The sequence below is a fragment of the Rhodoferax ferrireducens genome, assembly GCF_031458075.1.
GTDB classification, from domain to species: domain Bacteria; phylum Pseudomonadota; class Gammaproteobacteria; order Burkholderiales; family Burkholderiaceae_C; genus Rhodoferax_B; species Rhodoferax_B ferrireducens_A.
On the sequence record NZ_JAVDXT010000002.1, the window covers coordinates 1,302,367 to 1,322,430 of the forward strand.

Here is a 20,064-nt window from a genome sequence, read left to right on the forward strand (position 1 = left end):
GTAGTCCATGTCCTCTTTGTTGAAATTGTCTGTAGCGGTGCTTGTTTCCAGTGTTGCCGTTGGCGCCTATGCGCAGCAAAAGCTGGTGCCGGCCCAGAGCGAAATCGTGTTTGTCAGCAAGCAGATGGGTGTGTCCGTCGAAGGCCGCTTCAAGAAGTTTGATGCCCAGCTGAATTTTGATCCGGCCAAGCTGGACACCAGCAAGGTGAGCTTCACGGTGGACATGGCCAGTGCGACCCTGGGTGTGCCAGAAACCGATGCCGAATTGCCCAAGCCCACCTGGTTCAATCTGGGCAAGTTTCCCCAAGCGACTTTTGTTTCCAGCAGCATCAAGGCTTTGGGCGGCGGCAAGTTTGACGTGGCCGGCAAGCTCAACATCAAGGGCCAGGTCCGCGATGTGGTGGTGCCTGTGAGCATGGTGCAAACTGGGCCCTCCACTGTCGCTAGCGGCGTTTTGCCTATCAAGCGCCTGGCGTTCAAGATCGGCGAAAACGAGTGGGCCGATACCTCCATGGTGGCCGATGACGTGCAGGTCAAATTCAAGTTCAACCTGACCGGTGTAGGCAAGCTCTAAGCCCTGCAGCGTCTGTGTTACCAGTTCCCTTTTCCCTTAACCATTCTTGAAAGAGAAACCCATGCGCCACACCTTGCTCGCCCTTGCCGCTATCGCCACTTTGTCCGTGGGTACTGCGCAGGCAGAGTCTGCAACCTATGCAGTTGATCCAACCCATACTTTCGTGACTTTCGAGATCGGCCACATGGGTGCTTCCACGAACCGTGGCCGCTTCGACAAAAAAGAAGGTTCGGTACAGCTGGACCGCGCTGGCAAGACCGGTAAAGTGGATCTGAAGATCGACGCAACCTCTTTGTCCACCGGCACGGCTGCATTTGACAAGCATCTGCAAAGCGCGGATTTCTTCAACGTCGCCCAGTTTCCTACCATCGGTTTCACCGCTGAAAAATTTGTCTTCAACGGCGACAAGGTGTCGGAAGTGGTCGGCAACCTGACCTTGCTGGGCAAGACCAACCCTGTCACTTTGAAGGCCAGCCAGTTCAATTGCTACCAGAACCCCATGCTCAAACGTGAGGTCTGCGGCGGTGATTTTGACACCACCATCCAACGCAGCCAATGGGGCATGACTTGGGGCGCGAACTACGGCTTCCCCGACGCGGTTCGCCTGGTGGTCCAGGTCGAAGCCGTCAAACAGTAATCTGCATCAGCTCTCTGGTCAGCCCGCCCATCGCAACGATGGGCGGGCTGTTCTTTTTGCGGGTAGCCACACCCGATAATCGCGCCATGATCGATTTCATTTACCTCGCCTCGCAAAGCCCACGCCGCAGCCAACTGTTGGACCAACTGGGGGTACGCCACGAACTGCTGTTGCCGGATGCCGATGAAGACAGTGAAGGTTTGGAGGTTGCTATCAAAAACGAAGCGCCTGCCGCTTATGTAAAGCGCGTTACAGGCCTAAAACTTGATGCTGCTTTGGCCCGCCTGAAGCGTCGGCGCCTGCCCGTGGCTCCGATACTCTGTTCCGACACCACGGTGGCTCTGGGCCGCAAAATATTCGGTAAGCCGGACGATGCTGCGGATGCCGCCCGCATGCTGGCCGAGCTGGGCGGTACCCGGCACCGCGTACTGACGGCGGTAGCCGTGCAGCACCGGCACAAGCGCCAGGAGGCGCTGAGCGATTCACGCGTGACCTTTGCTGCTTTGACCCCGGCGCAGATCAAAAGTTACGTGGCCTCGGGCGAGCCGCTGGGCAAGGCCGGAGCCTATGCGGTACAGGGCAGGGCGGCAGGGTTTATCTCGCAGATCAGCGGCAGCTATTCAGGCATCATGGGCTTACCCATGTTCGAGACAGCGCAGCTACTGCGCGCTGTAGGCTTCAAGCTGTGACTACACCTGCCATGCAACAAGACATCCTCATCAATTGGTCGCCCCAGGAAACCCGTGTTGCCGTGGTCGAGCACGGCTCTGTGCAAGAGCTGCATGTGGAGCGCACACTGGAGCGCGGCATGGTGGGCAACGTCTACCTGGGCAAGGTGGTGCGGGTCTTGCCGGGCATGCAATCCACGTTTATCGATATCGGACTGGAGCGGGCCGCGTTCTTGCACGTGGCCGACCTGGCAAACGGCTTTGTGGGACACAAGGCTGCCGAGCTGGACGCCAACGGCGTACCGCGCCCAGCCGCACCCAGCGTACCCATCGAGCGACAGGTTTTCGAGGGCCAGGCCTTGATGGTGCAAGTCATCAAGGACCCGATCGGCACCAAGGGTGCACGACTGTCCGCCCAGATCAGCATCGCCGGCCGATTGCTGGTGTTCTTGCCGCAGGACGACCATGTCGGGGTGTCGCAAAAAATCCCCCTGGCTCAGCGCGAGGACTTGCGGCGGCGTTTGCAGACCCTGGTGGGTGATGCCAGCACTGGCGGCGGTGGCGGCTTTATTCTGCGCACCAATGGTGAGGATGCCACCGATGCCGAACTGGCGGACGATATTGCCTATCTGCGCAAGGCTTGGGCGCGCATCAAAAGCGCCTCGGTGCGCTTGCCGCCCACGTCCTTGCTGCACCAGGACCTGAACTTGTTGCAGCGCGTACTGCGTGATCTGGTGTGTGAGCAAACCCAGACCATCCGGCTGGATTCCCGCGAGCAGTTTGAAAAACTGCAGGTGTTTGGCAAGGAGTTCATGCCGGCGGCGGTTGAGAAGCTGCAGCACTACAAGGGCGAACGCCCTATTTTTGATTTGTTTTCCATCGACGAGGAAGTCGCGAAGGCGCTGGGGCGGCGGGTTGATCTGAAGTCGGGTGGTTACCTGATAGTCGACCAGACCGAGGCACTGACCACGGTGGATGTGAACACCGGCGCGTTTGTCGGTGCGCGCAACTTTGACGACACGATTTTCAAGACGAATCTGGAAGCCACCCAGGCCATCGCCCGCCAATTGCGTCTACGTAATCTGGGGGGTATTGTGATTGTGGACTTTATCGATATGGCGCGCGAAGACCACCGTGAGACGGTGCTGGCGGAGTTCCGCAAGCAACTGGGACGGGACCGGGTCAAAACCACGGCAGGTGCGTTTTCGGCGCTAGGGCTGGTGGAGATGACACGCAAGCGTACCCGCGAATCGCTGGCCCATATGCTGTGTGAACCTTGCGCTGTGTGCAGCGGCAAAGGCACGGTCAAAACTGCGCGCAGCGTGACCTACGACATCCTGCGCGAAATCCTGCGCGAAGCTCGCCAATTCAACCCGCGCGAGTTCCGCATCGTGGCCTCACCCAAGGTGATTGAGCTGTTTCTGGATGAAGAAAGCCAGCATTTGGCGGGCCTGAGCGACTTCATCGGCAAGCCGATCTCGTTGCAAAGCGAGGGTGCCATGGGCCAGGAGCAGTACGACATTGTGCTGCTGTGAGGCTGGTTTAAATCCAGCGAAACTGGCCGTTCTCGCGCAGTCCATGGATAGTCATAGCGTGGGCTGCCAGTTCTTCTTTCTGCCAGACTTTCTGCTGTGCAAGCCGGCGTGACTTGGCGAGTTTGCGGGTCAGCCAGCTTTGGTTCAGCAATTTGTAGTTGTAGCGGTAACCCAGGCCATCGTGTTCCGCCAGGCCGCGCTCTTGCTTCATCGCTGATTGCGTAACCGAACCGTAGTGGTGCAACCAAGATGCACCCGTCATGCCAATGGGAATGCGGGCTTTCTCCAGCTCGTGGAAGAACAGGGTGTCTTCATAGCCCAGCAGTTTGGGTACAGGTTGGAAGTAACCAATGTCCATCCATACCGATTGGTGCACTGCCAGGCACACGGCATGGCGCCCACTGACCCGTACAGTGCCCGCCATTTTTTTCGATGCCATCGGGGCGAACTGTTCAAAGTCGTAATCCAGCGGCCCCTCGACCAGGGCGGGTGAAACGACCTTTAAACCGTGTTGTTCTGCGGCACCTATCAGCGATTCGATCCATTGTGGACTGACCAGTACATCGTTGTTCATCACGATAGTCCATTCGGCCTGCAAGGCCAGGGCACCCTGGTTCCAGGCTACTCCGCAGCCGAGGTTGTCCTGGTTGTATATGCGCCCACCGACAGGTACAGTGAGTAGGTAGTTGCGGGTGTCGTCTTTGGAGCCGTTGTCCACAACGATGAGTCGTGACAAATCCATGCCGTGCCGAACCATGCTGTCTATGCATTGGCGGGTGTATTCGACCTGGTTGTAGCAGGCGAAAGTGAGGGCGTAGCGTGCGGGATTCATATCAGGTAGTTTGTGGCCGCAACACTTGCGCGGCCAGAGTGGACACCATTAGCGCGTAAAACGAGATGGTGTATTTGAGGTTGAAAGTTTCGGTGCTCAAGCCGAAGCAAAACACCGCCACGATATAGCAAAGGCCAACCAGGCCGGCGGCGCGTACGCTAGGTATCTGTGAGCGCGTACCTCGGTAGAAAACCACCGCTGGCACGATAAACATCAACAGACTGGACACAAGGCCGAACACCCCAGAGCGCAGGGCGTTCTGCATGATCTCGTTATGCACGCCGTTATGGATGAGGGCGAACTCCAAGGCTTCTGTATTAAAGGGGGCAATAGACGGAATGCCGGATAGTGCGGGATAGTGCGAATCTCCGTAGCCAGCCAGTGGCTGCTCTAAAAAAAGCAAGCCCGCCATTTTGAGCAGCGACATGCGTAACCCGGTGGACGTGTCGTGGCCGTAGCCATGCGTATACGCCAAGAATTCGTTGATGGCCAAGCCTATGCGTTCATGCACCATGGCATTTGTTTCGTACACCATCACCCCGAGAAAACCCAAGCTTAGGAGTACAGGAATGAGTGTTTTGATCTGGCGTACCTGGTGTACCAGAATAAGCCACAGCAGTATCAAAAACGGAAAAGCAATCCATCCGCTGCGTGAACCTGTGCCAATGCTGATCCAGGCAGCGATGGCTATACCCATGATTTTGAGACTCTTGAGCAGGATGCGATCAGGTCCGTAGAGGTTCAGTGTGATCAGGCAAATAAAGCCCAATAGCGTCGCATACTGGCCCAAAGATAGTGGGTCTACTGCAAACGTGCCAAAGCGCTCGCTCGTCATGGAGGCATACCCATAGGGGTGCACCAGCAAAACGCCGCATAGTATGAGCAATGAAAGCGGTGCGGACCACTCCAGCAAGCGCACAAAATCAATCTGCTTGTGCAAAAGATATGTAAAGAGTGCGATCGCGAGCAGCGTCCGGCTTGGTCCGTCCATCAACCCAGGTTGCCAATGTCCCCGGATCAATTGCCCAGCCAGCACGGCAATCAAGGGCGATGCCAAGGCGCCGACGATCCACAGTCTGGCGGATTCGCCACGCAATACTGCAAATCCAGTTTCGGTACGCGCCAATTGCCAGGTCGCAATACCCACCAGACAAAATACAAAAAAAATCGTCCAACTGCGCACGCTGAGAAGGCACAAAGGTGCCAGCGCCAGACATGCGATGAATAGTAAATCGGGGATACTCAGCGGGCTGTTTTCGGCCGAGGTTTGGTAAATCTCCCTTCTAGCCAAGATGCGCGTCAATTGGGTTGCCTGGGGCAGGCGAAGGGCACTAGTGGGCATGAACAAACAAAAATATATGCAAAAAAATCGGTATCAAAAAGTGCTTGTGGTATGCCCAGGTAACGCAATGACAGCAGGCCCGGAGGCGCTGCACCAGCTGGTCGAGCGCATGAACGCGTTAGGTCAACCCGCCGCGATGGTATATCACCCGTTTGATCAAACTTTTACCACTCCTCAGGCTTATAAAAAGTACAACGCACCCGTACAACAATACCAAGACCAGCCTGGTAACCTGATTTTATTCCCTGAGATATTTACCAAATTGGCGCTGAAGACCTGTGCTGCCCAAGCCGCCATCTGGTGGATGTCCGTGAACAATTTTACGTGCGTGCGTTACCAGAACCCTTTGCGCGACAAATTACGCTATCTCAAGAATCAGATCAAAGGGCGCATTCCGTGGCGGGGACTGGATGCTCTTCGTGGCTTGCCGCATTTTGCGCAAAGCCACTACGCCAGCTTGTTCCTACAGGAGCATGGCATTGAGGCTTTGTCGTTGTCGGATCCGATACCCGTCTATACCGAAGCTGCGTACTTGGCATCGCTTCCTGAACGCTTGGCACAAGCGCAACGTATCAACCGTATTTTTTACAACCCCCACAAGGGGGCGGCGATTACAGCCCAGCTCCGGGCCGCTTTTCCTGCCTGGGATTTCATGCCGTTAACGGGTTACAACCGACAGCAACTGGCGGACCACTTTCTGAGTGGAAAAATCTATATGGATTTTGGCCACCATCCTGGCAAAGACCGTCTCCCGCGCGAGGCTGTGTTGCATGGCTGTTGCGCGATAACGGGACTATATGGTTCGGCTGCTAATAGTGTGGATATACCTATGGATATACGCTACAAGCTTGATCCATTGGCGCCTGATTTTGTGGCGAACTTTGGGCGCGAGGTGCAGCGCATTTTCGATGCAACAGTCGAAAGCCAGAATGATTTTCTGGCCTACCGCACCGCAATCATGCAGGAGCCAGCCAATTTCGATAAGCAGATAGTGGCTGCATTTTTAGAGTAGGTTCTGCACCATTTGATACACCCGGCCAGGCAGCATTTCGCTGAGACAGTCGCTGCGGCTTTGGGTATGGTTTTCGCATCCAGCTTTGCTGCACGGCACGCAGGCCATCGTTCCTTGCAATAGCGTGATGTTGTGCACCTTCTGCTCTGGAGCTTGCGGGATATAAGATTGGCGAGTATCGGGTGTGCTGGGCCATGGGCCCCAGCGGACCGGATTGGTGGGGCCAAACAGCGTGAGTACGCGGATACCACTGGCGGCGGCCAGGTGCGTCACGGAAGTGTCGGGGCCGATATACAGCTGTGCCCTCTGAAACAAGCAGACCAACTGGTTGAAGTTGAGCTGACCACTGGAGTCAATCAGCCGCGGTGAGGGCGCGACATCACGTAGTTGTTGGATGCAGTCCTGGTCCACGGAACTGGCGCTGCCGGTCAGTACCACCTGGTGGCCTGCCTCGATCAACTGCTCCAGCAGTTGTCGAAAATGCGCTATCGGCCACTGCTTATACGGCCACATCGACGGAGCGTGGACGACGATGGCTTGGGGTGTAACCAATGTATCGAGTTGGGGTGGGAGTGCTTGGACTGGCGGGGCCTGCACCCTGGTATCTTTGACTGCAGCAGTGTGCCAGGGGGCCAGCAAAGCCATTTTTTCCATGACGACGTGCTGTGCGCCTTCGTCTCCATCACTGACGACCACGTGGCTCAGGATGCGCTTCTTCCACCAGTTGCTGGAGTTTTTGGCGGGGATGATGCCGCTGCGGTGATGCCGGCTTGCGGCCCAGCCAATCAGATGCGCCCGGTCGCTAGGCTGGGTGACGAGTGCCAGGTCGTAACGCTTCCATATGGTGCGCAGCACTTCCAGCGTATCGCGCCAACCTTTGGTAGGGTGGGTTGTGATGAGCGAGTGGATGTCCGGGTTGCCTTTCAGCATGCCCAAGGTACCGGCCAGGCCGATAACGTCGATCTGCGCTTCAGGCCATTGTTGGCGTGCTGCCCGGATCAGCGGCGTGGTTAGCAGCACATCACCAATTTGCCGGGTGGCAATCACCAGTATTTTTTTCACAAAAAGGTGCGTCTTCTGCGATGGATGAGACGGCGTTTCGCGTCAGGCCGCCAATGCGGGCTGTGTGCCAAATTGCAGCGCATGTAAGCGCGCGTAAAGTCCGGCTCGGGTAATCAGCTCGGCGTGGGTGCCGATCTCGATGATTTCGCCCTGGTCGAGCACGGCTACCCGATCCGCATGTTCGATGGTGGATAGGCGGTGCGCAATGATCAGTGTGGTACGACCCGTCATCAGGCGTTGCAAGGCTTCCTGTACCAGGCGTTCTGACTCCGTGTCGAGGGCTGAGGTGGCTTCATCCAGAATCAGTATCGGCGCATCTTTGTACAGCGCACGGGCGATGGCCAGGCGTTGGCGCTGGCCGCCCGATAGCTCGGCCGCATTGTGGCCCGTCATGGTGTCAATGCCTTGCGGCGCATCGTCCAGAAACCCGCCCAGGTTCGCAGCCCGCAAGCAGGCTTCGACCCGCGCCCGGTCGGGTGTGTCACCTAGCGCAACGTTGGCGGCCAGGGTGTCGTTGAACATCACCACATCCTGGTTGACGATGGCAAACTGGTTGCGCAAAGCCTTGAGCTGCCAGTCGTTGATGTTGTGGCCATCGACCAATACGTTGCCCGTTTGGGCAGATACAAACCGCGGTAGCAAATTGACCAGCGATGTCTTGCCGGAGCCTGAAGGCCCTACCAATGCCACCACTTCACCCGGCGCAACGTTCAGTGAGACCTGGTTCAAGGCTGAACGGGTTTCGTCGTCTCGGTAACGTACGGTCACGGCTTGGAATTCGATCCGTCCCTTCGCCCGTGCGAGGACGAAGTTGCCACTCGGCTCCATGGGCGTTTTTTCAATCAGGTCGAGGGCCCGTTCCATGGCCGCGAGTCCGCGGGTCACCGGGCTGGCGATGTCTGAAAGCCGTTTGACCGGGGCGATCAGCATCAGCATGGCGGTGATATACGACGCGAATTCCCCCGCGCTGACTTCGCTGGAGCCTTGCAGCAGCGCTACGCAAATCACACTGGACAATGCAATCGCCGACATCATGTGGGTCATGGGCGTTACCGCCGCCGAGGCTGTGGCCGACTTCATGGCCAGCCGGCGCAAGCCCTGGCTGAGCTGGCCGAAGCGCTTGGCCTGCGCGCCCTGCGCGGCATGCAATCGCACTACCCGGTAGGCCAACACGTTCTCTTCCACCACATAGGCGAGCCCATCGGTTGCCCCTTGGCTGCTTTTGGCAATCTGGTACAGCCGGCGCGACAGCGTACGCGTCACAAATGCCACAGACGGGAATAGGACCACCAGAATCAGCGTCAACTGCCAGTTCAGATACAGCAGATAGGCCACCAGAGCGACCAGAACCATGGCGTCTTTGGCAAAGCCCATCACCGAGGTGACGAGCAAAATGGCGCCGTTCTGCACTTCATAGACGATGGTGTTGGACAGCGAACTGGCATTTCTCTGGGAGAACAGCGCACTTTGCGCGTCCAACAAACGGCCAAACATGGCGGTGCGCAGCGTATCGAGGCCATCCTGGGTAATTTTGGCCATGGCCACATCCCCCAAGAAGCTGCTCAGGCCCCGCAGGCCGAACACGGCAATCAATGCGATGGGGACGAGCCAGGGATTCAGAGCGCCCTTTTGAAAGCCATTGTCGAGCAAGGGCTTGAGCATGGCGGGTACCAAGGGCTCGGTAGCGGCGCCGATGATGGTGGCCAGGATGACAACCAGCCACGCCGAGCGACGGCCTTTGAAGAAATAAGGCGATAGCCGGCTAACGCTTTTCCGCAGCAGGTTAACCAGGCTGGGGTGAGTCTCGGTGTTCATGGTGTGACTGCCTGGGTAATAGGTGATGGCTGGAGCGGCAGTTGCAAGTAACAAAGGCGGTGGGCGTTAACGCAAACAGACCACACGGTTTTCAACGAAGGCTTCGGAACTTTTCAAAGAGTCGGGATTATCCAGCTTTTCACAAGCCGTCCCGCGGTGGGGCTGGGCTGGGCGCTGACTGCTTGCGCTTGCCTTCATAATCGCCAGCCTATGTTTGAACTTCATTCGCTCACTCCACTTGCAGGCGGCGCTCTCTGATGGGTTTGTCTGTTGTCATCATTACCAAGAACGAAGCCCTGAATTTGGCACCCTGCCTGGAGTCGGTCGCCTTCGCCGATGAGCTGGTCGTGGTGGACAGCGGTAGCACCGATGGCACCTTGCAGATCGCCCAGTCGTTTGGGGCCAAAATTCTGCAGACACCAGATTGGCCTGGTTTTGGGCGGCAGAAGAACCGCGCGGTGGATATGGCGACGCAGGACTGGATTTTGTCGATTGATGCCGATGAGCGCATTGGGCCTGTTTTGCGGGATGAAATCATGGCCACTATGGCGTCCCCCACCCATAAGGTGTATGCGCTGAACCGGCGCTCCAGTTACTGCGGCCAGACCATGAACCACTCAGGCTGGTATCCGGACCCCGTCGTGCGCTTGTTTCAGCGTGGCGCAGCACGGTTTTCTGACGACCTGGTGCACGAGTCGCTGCGCACCAGCTTGCCGATTGGGGCGTTGCAAGGCCCGATGGCGCACCTGAGCTTTCGCAACCTGGAGTCGGTACTCGACAAGGTCAACCGCTACTCCACAGCCGGCGCACAGGCTTTGGCCAACAAGGGTAAGTCAGCCTCGCTGGGTAAGGCTTTGCTGCATGGCTTCTGGGCATTCTTCCGTACCTACGTCGTCCGCCGTGGCTTTCTGGATGGACGCATGGGCTTGGTATTGGCGATTTCGAATGCCGAAGGCACCTATTACCGCTATTTGAAGCTGTGGTTGCTGCAGCGTCCGGTGGATGAGAAAGAGCCTGCCTGATGGCATTAAAGATAGCGCTGGTCGTGCTGACCTACAACCGTGCGAATGCACTGCTGGCCGTGCTGCGTTCCTTGGCAAGCCAGTGCGGACCAGGCCATTCGGTGTGGATCGCCGACGATGGTTCCCGCCCCGAGCAAGTGGACGCCATGCGACTAGGCATGCCCAGCTTTGCCTGCCCGGTGCACCACGTATGGCATCCTGATGTCGGCTTTACCGCGGCGCGCGCGCGCAATCTGGCTGCAGCGCAGAGCGATGCCGACTATCTGATTTTTCTGGATGGTGACTGCGTACCCAATGCTGCATTCATCGCCCAGCATCTGCTGCTGGCCCAAACCGGGGCATTCGTGAATGGCAGCCGGGTGCTGCTGAATGAAAATGTGACCCGCCTTGTGGAACAAAACGCCTTGGATCTGCTCCAACTCGGCGCGGTAGACTGGGTGCGCATGCGCTGGAGCGGTGAAAGCAATAAGTTGCTGCACCTGCTGCACTGGCCTTCGGCTCCGTTCAGGACCTCGACCGAGTTCCGCTGGAAGGGCATCCGCAGCTGTAATTTCGCTGTGTGGAGCAAGGACTTCCGGGCTGTCAACGGTTTCGATGAAAGCTTCAATGGCTGGGGCCATGAGGATGCCGACCTGGTGCTGCGTTTGCACCACCATGGCATGCAACGAAAAAATGGTTTCTGGGGCACCGAGGTCTACCACTTGTGGCACCGGGAGAACGCCAGAGACCAGGAGAGTATCAACCGCCAGCGTGTGCTGGCGCGCATGCAGGGCGCACAGGTAAAGGCCGATGTGGGGCTGGACCAACTGGCAGACCGCCAAGGGGTGCAGGTCACCCGTATCAACTAAATAGCATGGGAGAAGATTTGTGAAGAATTTGGGTTTGCATTGGCACAGACGCCAGGTAATGGGTGTGATGGGGCTTGTGGCTGCGGTGGCCGCAGCGCCTGCCTTGGCCCAGTTTCGGGTGGAGGTTTCGGGCATCGGCCTGACCCAGCTGCCGATTGCCGTGGCCAGCTTCCGTGGCGACGAGCAATCGCCGCAAAAGATTGGCGCGATTGTGCAGGCCGATCTGGAGCGCAGCGGGCAGTTCCGGGCCATCGATGCCAGCGGTGTGGCGCTGGACGAAACGGCTCGGCCCGACGTGGCCTTGTGGCGGCAAAAAACCGCCGACTCCCTGGTGACTGGCAGCGTGACCCGGCTGGCGGATGGCCGCTACGACGTGCGTTTTCGCCTTTGGGACGTGGTGCGCGTACAAGACCTGGGCGGCCAGAGCTTTACCGTTCCTCAAGGGGATTTGCGCCTGGCGGCCCATCGCATCGCCGACTTCATTTATGAAAAGCTGACGGGCGACAAAGGCATTTTTTCGACCCGCATCGCCTACGTCACCAAGGCAGGTACCCGCCATACGCTGTGGGTTGCCGATGCCGATGGCGAGAACAGCCAGACTGCGCTGGCCAGCCCCGAGTCCATCATTTCCCCGGCCTGGTCGCCCAACGGTGCACAGCTGGCCTACGTGTCCTTCGAAGCGCGCAAACCGGTGATCTACGTGCACGACGTATCCAGCGGCAAGCGCCGCTTGATCGCCAACTTCAAGGGCTCCAACAGTGCCCCCGCCTGGTCGCCAGATGGCCGCACCTTGGCCATGACCTTGAGCCGCGACGGCGGTTCTCAGCTCTACACGATTGACGCCACCAACGGCGGTGAGCCGCGACGGCTCACACAGTCGAGCGGTATCGACACCGAGCCCCGGTATTCGGCCGACGGCAAATACATTTACTTCGTCAGCGACCGTGGCGGTGCACCGCAGATCTACCGCATGCCCAGCAGCGGCGGCAATCCAGAGCGCGTTACCTTTACCGGCAGTTACAACATCTCGCCCAGCATCAGCCCGGATGGCCGCTGGCTAGCCTACATTTCCCGCATCGGCGGCGCGTTCAAGTTGCAGGTGATGGAACTCAGCACCTCCACCGTGACCAGCATCACCGATACCAGCGCCGACGAGAGTCCCAGCTTTGCCCCAAACAGCCGCTTGTTGGTTTATGCGACCCAGCAACAAGGCCGCGAGGCTTTGATGACCACCACGTTGGACGGCAAGATCAAGGCCCGCCTCGCAGGGCAGGCCGGCGATATACGTGAACCGGACTGGGGTCCGTTTCAGAAACCATAAATCCTTATTCATTAACCAGGAGTTTGAACATGAAAAATATGATCTGGGCGCTGTCGTTGACCGCCGTGTTGGCGGGTTGTGCGTCGGGAGTCAAGCTGGACGATGTGCCAGTTGTAGACAAGAGCGGCGCCGGCGTAACCCCATCGGGCGCAGGCGCCCAAAGTGGCAATGCATCGGGTGCCACCCAAAGCGGCGTGACGCCGGTAGATTTGTCGGGTTCCAGCTCGGTAGCCACCGGCCCTGCCAGCGGCCGTATCGTGTACTTCGATTTCGACAGCTATGCCGTAATGCCTAGCGACCAGGCCATCATCGAAACCAATGCCCGCTACCTGAAAGCCGACAAGACCCGCCGTGCCGTGGTCGAAGGTCATACCGACGAGCGCGGTGGCCGTGAATACAACCTGGCGCTGGGCCAAAAGCGTTCCGAGTCGGTGCGCCGCGCCTTGGGTCTGTTGGGTGTTGCCGATAGCCAGCTCGAAGCCGTCAGCTTCGGCAAGGAAAAGCCGGCCGTGCAAGGCAGCGATGAGGCGGCCATGGCCAAGAACCGCCGCGCCGAGATCAGCTACCGATGAGCCGCAGCCCTGCACCGCGTCTGGCCGCCGTGGCGTTGGGCTGCTGGATGCTGCTTGCCGGCAGTGCCCACGCCGCTTTGTTCGAGGACGACGAAGCCCGCAAAGCCATTTTGGATTTGCGCGCCAAAGTCGACATGATTTCCCAAAAGGCGGCGGAGGATGCCAGGAGAGCATCTGAGGAAAACAGCCAGCTGCGCCGCAGCCTGCTCGATCTGCAAAGCCAGATTGAAAACCTGCGCAATGACATGGCCCGGCAACGCGGCCAGGACGAACAGTTGGCCCGCGATGTCGCCGAGGTGCAGCGCCGCCTGAAGGACCAGGCGCAAGGGGTGGATGAGCGCTTGCGCAAATTTGAACCCAGCAAAGTCTCGGTAGACGGCAAAGAGTTCACCGCCGACCCCGCGGAAGTGCGCGAATTCGATGCGGCTTTGGCGGTGTTCCGTAGCGGCGACTTTGTGGCTGCGCAAAACGCGTTTACGGCCTTCACCAAGCGCTACCCGCAAAGTGGCTATGGTCCTTCGGCCTTGTTCTGGCTGGGCAATGCCCAATACGCCAACAAAGACTACAAGGGCGCGGTGACCAACTTCCGCACCATGCTGACGTCGGCGGCAGACCATCCGCGGGCGCCAGAGGCTGCCTTGTCGATTGCCAATTGCCAGATGGAGCTGAAGGACAGCAAGGCGGCCCGCAAGACCTTGGAAGACCTGGTCAAGGCCTATCCGCAGTCTGAAGCCGCATCCGCAGCCAAGGACCGCCTGAGCAAGCTCAAGTAAGCAGATACTATATTTGCTATTTTTATCGTAGCTGCTTACGCTGATTATATAAGCGCTAGAAGGCTATTTTGTGCATAATCCAACTGTAGACACAGCCGCGCCAGCCGATCTGGCGCGGCGCTTTGGCGGGCTGGAGCGCCTGTATGGTGTGGCCGGCGCCGCGCGCATCCGTGCAGCGCACGTGGTGGTTGTGGGTATCGGCGGCGTCGGCTCGTGGACGGTCGAAGCCCTGGCCCGCAGCGGGGTGGGGCGCTTGACGCTGATCGATATGGACCACGTGTCTGAGTCCAACATCAACCGCCAGATCCACGCGCTGGAGTCCACCGTCGGCCAGGCCAAGATTGTGGCCATGCGCGAGCGCATCGCGCAGATCAATCCTGCTTGTGTCGTCGATTGCATCGACGAATTTGTCGAGCCCGGCAACTGGCTGCAGCTGTTGCCTGCGGATGCCGATGCGGTGGTGGATGCCTGCGACCAGGTGCCAGCCAAAACCGCCATGGCCGCCTGGGCCCGCCAGACCCGTAGTTGCTTCATTACCGTGGGTGCAGCCGGCGGCAAGCGCCATGCCCACAAAGTCGATATCGACGACCTGTCACTCACGACCCATGATCCGCTGCTGGCCCAGTTGCGCTACCGCTTGCGCAAGGAGCACGGCGCACCGCGCGAAGGTAAAAAAATCAGCGTGGCCTGTGTCTTCAGCCGCGAAGCCGTGATGCCGCCCGACGCCTCGTGTGCGGTGGAGGGTGACGGCAGCCTGAACTGCCATGGCTACGGCTCGGTGGTCAGCGTGACGGCCACTTTCGGCCAGTGCGCAGCCGGGTGGGTTTTGGATAAATTGGCGTCGGCGGTTGAAAAGAGCTTGAAAACCACGCTATAATTTAAGGCTGCGCTGCAGTGTGAAAACACAAAAGCCGGGACGTTAGCTCAGTTGGTAGAGCAGCGGACTTTTAATCCGTTTGTCGTGGGTTCGACCCCCGCACGTCCCACCAAAATTAAGAAAAGCCCGCTATTCAAAAGATAGCGGGCTTTTTGGTTTTTAGCCCAGGGAGTACGCATGCCCGTCCAACGCTACACCACGCTTCCCCACCACGACCGCTTCCCATATTCGGCCATCCACCAGCGGTCCGATTTCCGCTGGCCGAATGGTGCGCGGCTGGCGGTGTACCTGGGTTTCAACATCGAGCATTTCGCGTTTGGCGAAGGCCTGGGGGCGAACCTGGGGCCGGTGTCGCCCCAGCCAGATGTGCTGAACTATGCCTGGCGTGAATACGGCAACCGGGTCGGCGTATGGCGCTGCCTGGAACTGTTTGATGCGTTGAATCTGCCGGCCGGCACCTTGATCAACACGGCTTTATACGAACATTGCCCCGAGGTAATTGCCGCCTGCGTGGCCCGTGGTGACGAGCTGATTGGCCATGGCCACACCAATGCCGAGCGCCAGAACGGCATGGACGAGGCGACCGAACGGGATTTACTGCAGTCCTGTCGGGCGTTGATGCTGCAACACAGCGGTGTGGCACCTACCGGCTGGCTATCACCCTGGATTGCGGAGACCGCGCTGACCCCGGACCTGCTGCGCGAAGCCGGCTACCGCTACAGCTTGAACTGGTGCCATGACGACCAGCCGGTGGCGATGCAGACGCGCAGCGGCCCGATCTGGTCCATCCCGTACCCGCAAGAGTTGAACGACATTCCGATGATCATGGGCCGCCAGCTCGATGCCAAAGACTTCGCCCAGATGCTCATCGACAATTTCGACGAGATGCTGCTGCAGTCGCAGAGCCAGTCGCTGGTGATGGGTATCGCGCTGCACCCCTACATCGTTGGCCAGCCGTACCGCTTGCGGCATCTGCGCCGGGCGCTGCAGCATATTGCGAACCACCGCAGCGATATCTGGTTCACCACACCGGGTGCGATTGCCGGCGCGATGGATGGCTTGCCGCAGGCTTAGCCGCTGCATTTGATACAAACGGGGGCAAAAGAAAAGGGCTTACGTCGTGTGGCGCAAGCCCTTTGTACATTGCTCCCGGAAGTGCTATTACTTTTTGCTGACCATGCCGTAGATCACCAGCAGCACGATGGCGCCAACGACGGAGGCAATCCATCCAGCCGGTGCGCCGGGTGGGTACCAGCCCATTTTTTCGCCGACGAAGCTGGCAATGAACGAGCCGGCAATGCCGAGAATGGACGTCATGATGAGACCCAGCTTGTCGTCACCCGGTTTGATGGCGCGGGCAATCAAACCCACAACCAAGCCCACAATCACCGTACCGATCAAAGAGAACATAGAAACTCCCTATACAAAATAAAGCCGAGGCTCCAATGTACCCGGCTTGGCTTAACTGGCCATGGCGCCGGCGGATTCCAGCTGTTCGGACAAAGCCATCCAGCGCTCTTCCAGCGCCGCCATGTCGGCGTTGACCTTCTTCAGTCGCTTGCCCGCTTGGCCGATTTCGTGGGGGTTCTTGGCGTCGGCCAGTTTTTGCTCCAGCCCGTCTTTTTCCAGCTGCATGGCCGCCATCTCGGTGTCGATCTTGTCCAGGTCGCGCTGAATAGCTTTGGTGTTGATGACGGGGGCAGCCGCCACCACCACGGGCGCCGGTGCTGCAGCGGCGGTTTTGCCGGCCTCTTTGGCGGCTTCACGCATGCGCTTGGCTTCGTCCAGCAGGTAACGCTGGTAGTCGTCCAGGTCGCCGTCGAACGGCTCGACGCCGCCGCGCGAGACCATCCAGAACTCGTCGCAGACCGAGCGCAGCAAGGCCCGGTCGTGGCTGACCAGCATCACCGTGCCTTCAAACTCGTTCAGTGCCATGGCCAGCGCTTCGCGGGTCGCCAAATCCAAATGGTTGGTCGGCTCATCCAGCAGCAGCAGATTCGGGCGCTGCCAGACGATCATGCACAAAACCAGGCGGGCTTTTTCGCCGCCACTCATGCTGCCCACGGCCTGCTTGACCATGTCGCCGCTGAAATTGAAGGTACCTAGGAAGCTACGCAGATCCTGCTCGCGCGTGCCCTGGCCGGCCAGTTTGCCGGCGGCCGTGGTTTCCTTCACCAGGTGGATCATGTGCTCCAGCGGGGTGTCGGCCGGGCGCAGCACGTCGAGTTCCTGCTGGGCGAAGTAGCCGATGTTCAGGCCCTTGCCTTCGAGGATTTCGCCGTGGATCGGGGTGAGCGCACGGGCCACGGTTTTCACCAATGTCGATTTGCCCTGGCCGTTGGCGCCCAGAATGCCGATGCGCTGGCCGGCCAGCACCGATTTATTGACCTTTTGCACGATGACTGTCGGGCCGGTTCCTTCGGGCGCGCCTTCGGGCGGCGGGTAGCCAAAGGTGGCATCGGACATCGACAGCATAGGGTTGGGCAGATTCGCTGGCTCCTTGAATTCGAAGGTGAATTCGGCCTCGGCCAGCAACGGCGCGATCTTTTCCATGCGGTCCAGCGCCTTGACCCGGCTCTGCGCCTGCTTGGCCTTGCTGGCCTGGGCCTTGAAGCGCGAGATGAACTTCTGCAGATGGGCGATCTTGTCCTGCTGCTTGGCAAAGGAGGCCGATTGCTGCTCCATCTTCTCGGCGCGCATGTCTTCGAACTTGCTGTAGTTGCCGCCATAGCGGTTCAGCTTGGCGGTTTCGATATGCACGGTCACGTCGGTGATGGCGTCCAGGAATTCGCGGTCATGGCTGATGACCAGCATGGTGCCGGTGTAGCGTTTCAGCCAGGCTTCCAGCCAGACCAAGGCGTCCAAGTCCAAGTGGTTGGTCGGCTCGTCCAGCAGCATCAGGTCCGACGGGCACATCAGCGCGCGCGCCAGCTGCAGACGCATGCGCCAGCCGCCGGAGAAGCTGTTCACCGGGTTGTCGAGTTCGGTGGTCTTGAAGCCCAGCCCGAGGATCAGCGCCTGGGCACGGGCCTGGGCGTCGCCCGAACCCGCATCGAACAGCGCCATATAGGCATTCGCCATGCGTTCGCCGTCGTCGGTGGCCTCGGCGGCATTGACTTCTTGCTGGGCGGCCAGCAGATTGGTGTCGCCCTCGATCACGAAGTCGGTGGCGCTTTGGTCGGTTTCCGGCATGTCCTGTGCCACCTGGGCCAGACGCCATTGCGGCGGTACGTAGAAGTCGCCGCCGTCCTCGTGCAGCGTGCCGTTCAGCAGTGCGAACAAGGTGGACTTGCCTGCACCGTTGCGGCCCACCAGGCCGACCTTTTCGCCGGGGTTGATGGTGACGTTGGCGCTGTCGAGCAATACTTTGGCGCTACGGCGAAGAACGACGTTTTTAAGGGTGATCATGGCAAGGTGGCTGCCCAAGGCAGCCGGAGAAGATAAGAGGAAATCCGCGAGGACAAGGCCTGAGCCGCCGCAGGGTGCGGGGACGGCATGGCGTTGATTTTAAGTGGCTTGGGCCTGTACCTGGGAAAACCCGTAACGGCTTGACCATGCAGTGTGGTGGTCAGGCTGCATGTTTGCTATTTAATTTATAGCTACTTGCGCAATTGAAATATACGCGGGAGGCCTATTTGGTGTGTATTTTCTATCGTCCGTGCGTCCAACCCGTAGCCCTGTAAAAATGCAGTTCTGAATTCCATCTGGGCGCTTCGAGCGCTCCTACTCCCAACAGAGCATGCTCATGAACAGCAAGAAAAGCGATTTCGGATTGATTGGCCTGGCCGTGATGGGCCAGAACCTGGTGCTGAACGTGGAAAGCCGCGGCTTCCAGGTCAGCGTGTACAACCGCACCGTGGACAAGACCAACGAGTTCATTGCCGCCAACCCCGGCAAACAGCTGGTTGGCTGCGACACGCTGGAAGCCTTTGTGCAAAGCCTGGCTTCGCCGCGCAAGATCCAGATCATGGTCAAGGCCGGCGCGCCGGTGGACCAGGTGATCGAACAGCTGATTCCCTTGCTGGACCAGGACGACATCATCATCGACGGCGGCAACAGCCTGTACACCGATACCGAGCGCCGCGACGCCTACCTGGCCGACAAGGGCCTACGCTTCATCGGCGCCGGCGTGTCGGGCGGCGAGGAGGGCGCACGCAAGGGCCCGGCTATCATGCCCGGCGGCCCGGCCTCTACCTGGGAGGTGATGAAGCCGATTTTCGAGAGCATCGCCGCCAAGGTCGACGGCCAGCCCTGCGTGGTCCATATCGGCCCCGGCGGCGCGGGCCATTATGTGAAGATGATCCACAACGGCATCGAATACGGCGATATGCAGCTGATCTGCGAGGCCTATAGCCTGTTCAAGGCGGCTGGCTTCACAACCGATGAGATGGCCGCCATCTTCAACGAGTGGAACGAAGGCGCGCTGCAAAGTTACCTGATCCAGATCACCGGCAAAGCGCTGGAGCAAAGAGACCCGGAAACCGGCCAGCCGCTGGTGGACCTGATCCTCGACAAGGCCGGCCAGAAAGGCACGGGCCAGTGGACGCAGCTCAACGCGGCCGAGAACGCGGTGGTCATCGGCACCATCAACGCCGCCGTGGAAGCCCGTGTGCTGTCGTCGCAGAAGAAGCAGCGCGTGGCGGCCAGCGAGCATCTGCAAGGCCCCGTGGCCGACCTGAGCGCCGCCAAGAAGAACCTGGTCGCCAAGGTGCACGACGCGCTGTATGCCTCCAAGGTGATCAGCTATACCCAAGGTTTCGACCTGATCAAGACTATGGGCGAGAAGAAACAATGGAACCTGGACTTTGGCGGCATCGCTTCGATCTGGCGCGGCGGCTGCATCATCCGCGCGCGTTTCCTGAACCACATCACCGATGCCTACCGCACCGACCCGGCGCTGGTGAACCTGATGCTGGCACCGTTCTTCAAGGACGTGTTGAACAACGCACAGCAGAACTGGCGCGAAGTGGTGGCCTTGGCGGTCGGCCACGGCATCCCGGTGCCGGCCTTCAGTTCCTCACTGTCGTACTACGACAGCTACCGCTCGCACCGTCTGTCGGCGAATCTGCTGCAGGCGCAGCGGGACTTCTTTGGCGCCCACACCTACGAGCGCACCGACAAACCGGAAGGCCAGTTCTTCCACACAGAGTGGCCGGAAGTGATCGGCTAAGTCC

General features: G+C 59.3%; 19 protein-coding genes and 1 tRNA gene. 14 read left to right on the forward strand and 6 right to left on the reverse strand.

Features of this window, described 5'->3' with window-relative positions; all coding sequences use genetic code 11:
- Positions 1–7 precede the first annotated feature (7 nt).
- The 4 genes from J2X19_RS15055 (at position 8) to rng (ending at position 3,414) form a co-directional block, all read left to right on the forward strand.
- Positions 8–574, forward strand: a complete 567-nt coding sequence (locus J2X19_RS15055) for a YceI family protein (protein WP_116608582.1) — start codon at positions 8–10, stop codon at positions 572–574.
- 61 nt (positions 575–635) lie between these two features.
- Complete coding sequence (locus J2X19_RS15060; RefSeq protein ID WP_116608581.1) at positions 636–1,211, forward strand: YceI family protein; 576 nt, start codon at positions 636–638, stop codon at positions 1,209–1,211.
- 86 nt (positions 1,212–1,297) lie between these two features.
- Complete coding sequence (locus J2X19_RS15065) at positions 1,298–1,900, forward strand: Maf family protein (RefSeq protein ID WP_310374346.1); 603 nt, start codon at positions 1,298–1,300, stop codon at positions 1,898–1,900.
- Between the two features lie 11 nt (positions 1,901–1,911).
- On the forward strand, positions 1,912–3,414 hold the full coding sequence (gene rng, locus J2X19_RS15070; RefSeq protein WP_310374348.1) for a ribonuclease G: 1,503 nt from the start codon (positions 1,912–1,914) through the stop codon (positions 3,412–3,414).
- Between the two features lie 7 nt (positions 3,415–3,421).
- Here the strand turns inward: rng and J2X19_RS15075 are convergent, their stop codons facing one another.
- Together J2X19_RS15075 and J2X19_RS15080 are read right to left on the reverse strand one after the other, a co-directional pair.
- Entirely contained in the window at positions 3,422–4,246 is an 825-nt protein-coding gene (locus J2X19_RS15075) for a glycosyltransferase family 2 protein (RefSeq protein ID WP_310374350.1), read from the reverse strand.
- A 1-nt stretch (position 4,247) separates the two neighbouring features.
- Complete coding sequence (locus tag J2X19_RS15080; RefSeq protein ID WP_310374352.1) at positions 4,248–5,549, reverse strand: O-antigen ligase family protein; 1,302 nt, start codon at positions 5,547–5,549, stop codon at positions 4,248–4,250.
- A 37-nt stretch (positions 5,550–5,586) separates the two neighbouring features.
- Here J2X19_RS15080 and J2X19_RS15085 point away from each other — a divergent pair, with 37 nt between their 5' ends.
- A complete protein-coding gene (locus J2X19_RS15085; RefSeq protein WP_310374353.1) occupies positions 5,587–6,600 on the forward strand; it encodes a hypothetical protein in 1,014 nt (337 codons plus the stop codon).
- Here J2X19_RS15085 and J2X19_RS15090 read toward each other — a convergent pair.
- Together J2X19_RS15090 and msbA are read right to left on the reverse strand one after the other, a co-directional pair.
- Positions 6,592–7,662 carry a glycosyltransferase family 9 protein gene (locus J2X19_RS15090; RefSeq protein ID WP_310374356.1) on the reverse strand — a complete coding sequence of 357 codons (1,071 nt, stop codon included), beginning with the start codon at positions 7,660–7,662 and terminating at the stop codon, positions 6,592–6,594. The genes J2X19_RS15085 and J2X19_RS15090 overlap by 9 nt on opposite strands.
- Positions 7,663–7,704: 42 nt before the next feature.
- A complete protein-coding gene (gene msbA, locus J2X19_RS15095; protein ID WP_310374358.1) occupies positions 7,705–9,477 on the reverse strand; it encodes a lipid A export permease/ATP-binding protein MsbA in 1,773 nt (590 codons plus the stop codon).
- 257 nt (positions 9,478–9,734) lie between these two features.
- Here msbA and J2X19_RS15100 point away from each other — a divergent pair, with 257 nt between their 5' ends.
- The 8 genes from J2X19_RS15100 to J2X19_RS15135 all read left to right on the forward strand — a co-directional run bounded on the left by J2X19_RS15100 (position 9,735) and on the right by J2X19_RS15135 (position 15,964).
- Entirely contained in the window at positions 9,735–10,499 is a 765-nt protein-coding gene (locus J2X19_RS15100; protein WP_116608574.1) for a glycosyltransferase family 2 protein, read from the forward strand.
- Positions 10,499–11,347 carry a glycosyltransferase gene (locus tag J2X19_RS15105; protein ID WP_310374360.1) on the forward strand — a complete coding sequence of 283 codons (849 nt, stop codon included), beginning with the start codon at positions 10,499–10,501 and terminating at the stop codon, positions 11,345–11,347. Before J2X19_RS15100 ends, J2X19_RS15105 begins: the two co-directional genes overlap by 1 nt.
- Positions 11,348–11,414: 67 nt before the next feature.
- Complete coding sequence (tolB, locus tag J2X19_RS15110; protein ID WP_310374362.1) at positions 11,415–12,668, forward strand: Tol-Pal system beta propeller repeat protein TolB; 1,254 nt, start codon at positions 11,415–11,417, stop codon at positions 12,666–12,668.
- 29 nt (positions 12,669–12,697) lie between these two features.
- A complete protein-coding gene (gene pal, locus J2X19_RS15115) occupies positions 12,698–13,240 on the forward strand; it encodes a peptidoglycan-associated lipoprotein Pal (RefSeq protein ID WP_116608571.1) in 543 nt (180 codons plus the stop codon).
- Positions 13,237–14,013 carry a tol-pal system protein YbgF gene (gene ybgF / locus J2X19_RS15120; protein WP_310374366.1) on the forward strand — a complete coding sequence of 259 codons (777 nt, stop codon included), beginning with the start codon at positions 13,237–13,239 and terminating at the stop codon, positions 14,011–14,013. The genes pal and ybgF overlap by 4 nt, the downstream gene beginning before the upstream one ends.
- Before the next feature lie 70 nt (positions 14,014–14,083).
- Entirely contained in the window at positions 14,084–14,890 is an 807-nt protein-coding gene (locus tag J2X19_RS15125; RefSeq protein ID WP_310374368.1) for a tRNA threonylcarbamoyladenosine dehydratase, read from the forward strand.
- A gap of 36 nt (positions 14,891–14,926) precedes the next feature.
- A tRNA-Lys gene (locus J2X19_RS15130) sits at positions 14,927–15,002 on the forward strand.
- A 65-nt stretch (positions 15,003–15,067) separates the two neighbouring features.
- Positions 15,068–15,964 (forward strand): polysaccharide deacetylase family protein, encoded by an 897-nt coding sequence (locus J2X19_RS15135; RefSeq protein ID WP_310374369.1) that lies wholly within the window; start codon positions 15,068–15,070, stop codon positions 15,962–15,964.
- 87 nt (positions 15,965–16,051) lie between these two features.
- Here the strand turns inward: J2X19_RS15135 and J2X19_RS15140 are convergent, their stop codons facing one another.
- The gene (locus J2X19_RS15140) at positions 16,052–16,300 is read right to left on the reverse strand and encodes a GlsB/YeaQ/YmgE family stress response membrane protein (protein ID WP_116608559.1); all 249 of its coding nucleotides are present in this window, start codon (positions 16,298–16,300) and stop codon (positions 16,052–16,054) included.
- A 51-nt stretch (positions 16,301–16,351) separates the two neighbouring features.
- Positions 16,352–18,298 carry an ABC-F family ATP-binding cassette domain-containing protein gene (locus tag J2X19_RS15145; protein WP_116608558.1) on the reverse strand — a complete coding sequence of 649 codons (1,947 nt, stop codon included), beginning with the start codon at positions 18,296–18,298 and terminating at the stop codon, positions 16,352–16,354.
- Positions 18,299–18,635: 337 nt separating this feature from the next.
- On the opposite strand from J2X19_RS15145, the gene gnd reads away from it, so the two are divergent.
- A complete protein-coding gene (gene gnd / locus J2X19_RS15150) occupies positions 18,636–20,060 on the forward strand; it encodes a decarboxylating NADP(+)-dependent phosphogluconate dehydrogenase (protein ID WP_310374374.1) in 1,425 nt (474 codons plus the stop codon).
- The last annotated feature ends 4 nt before the right edge of the window (positions 20,061–20,064 follow it).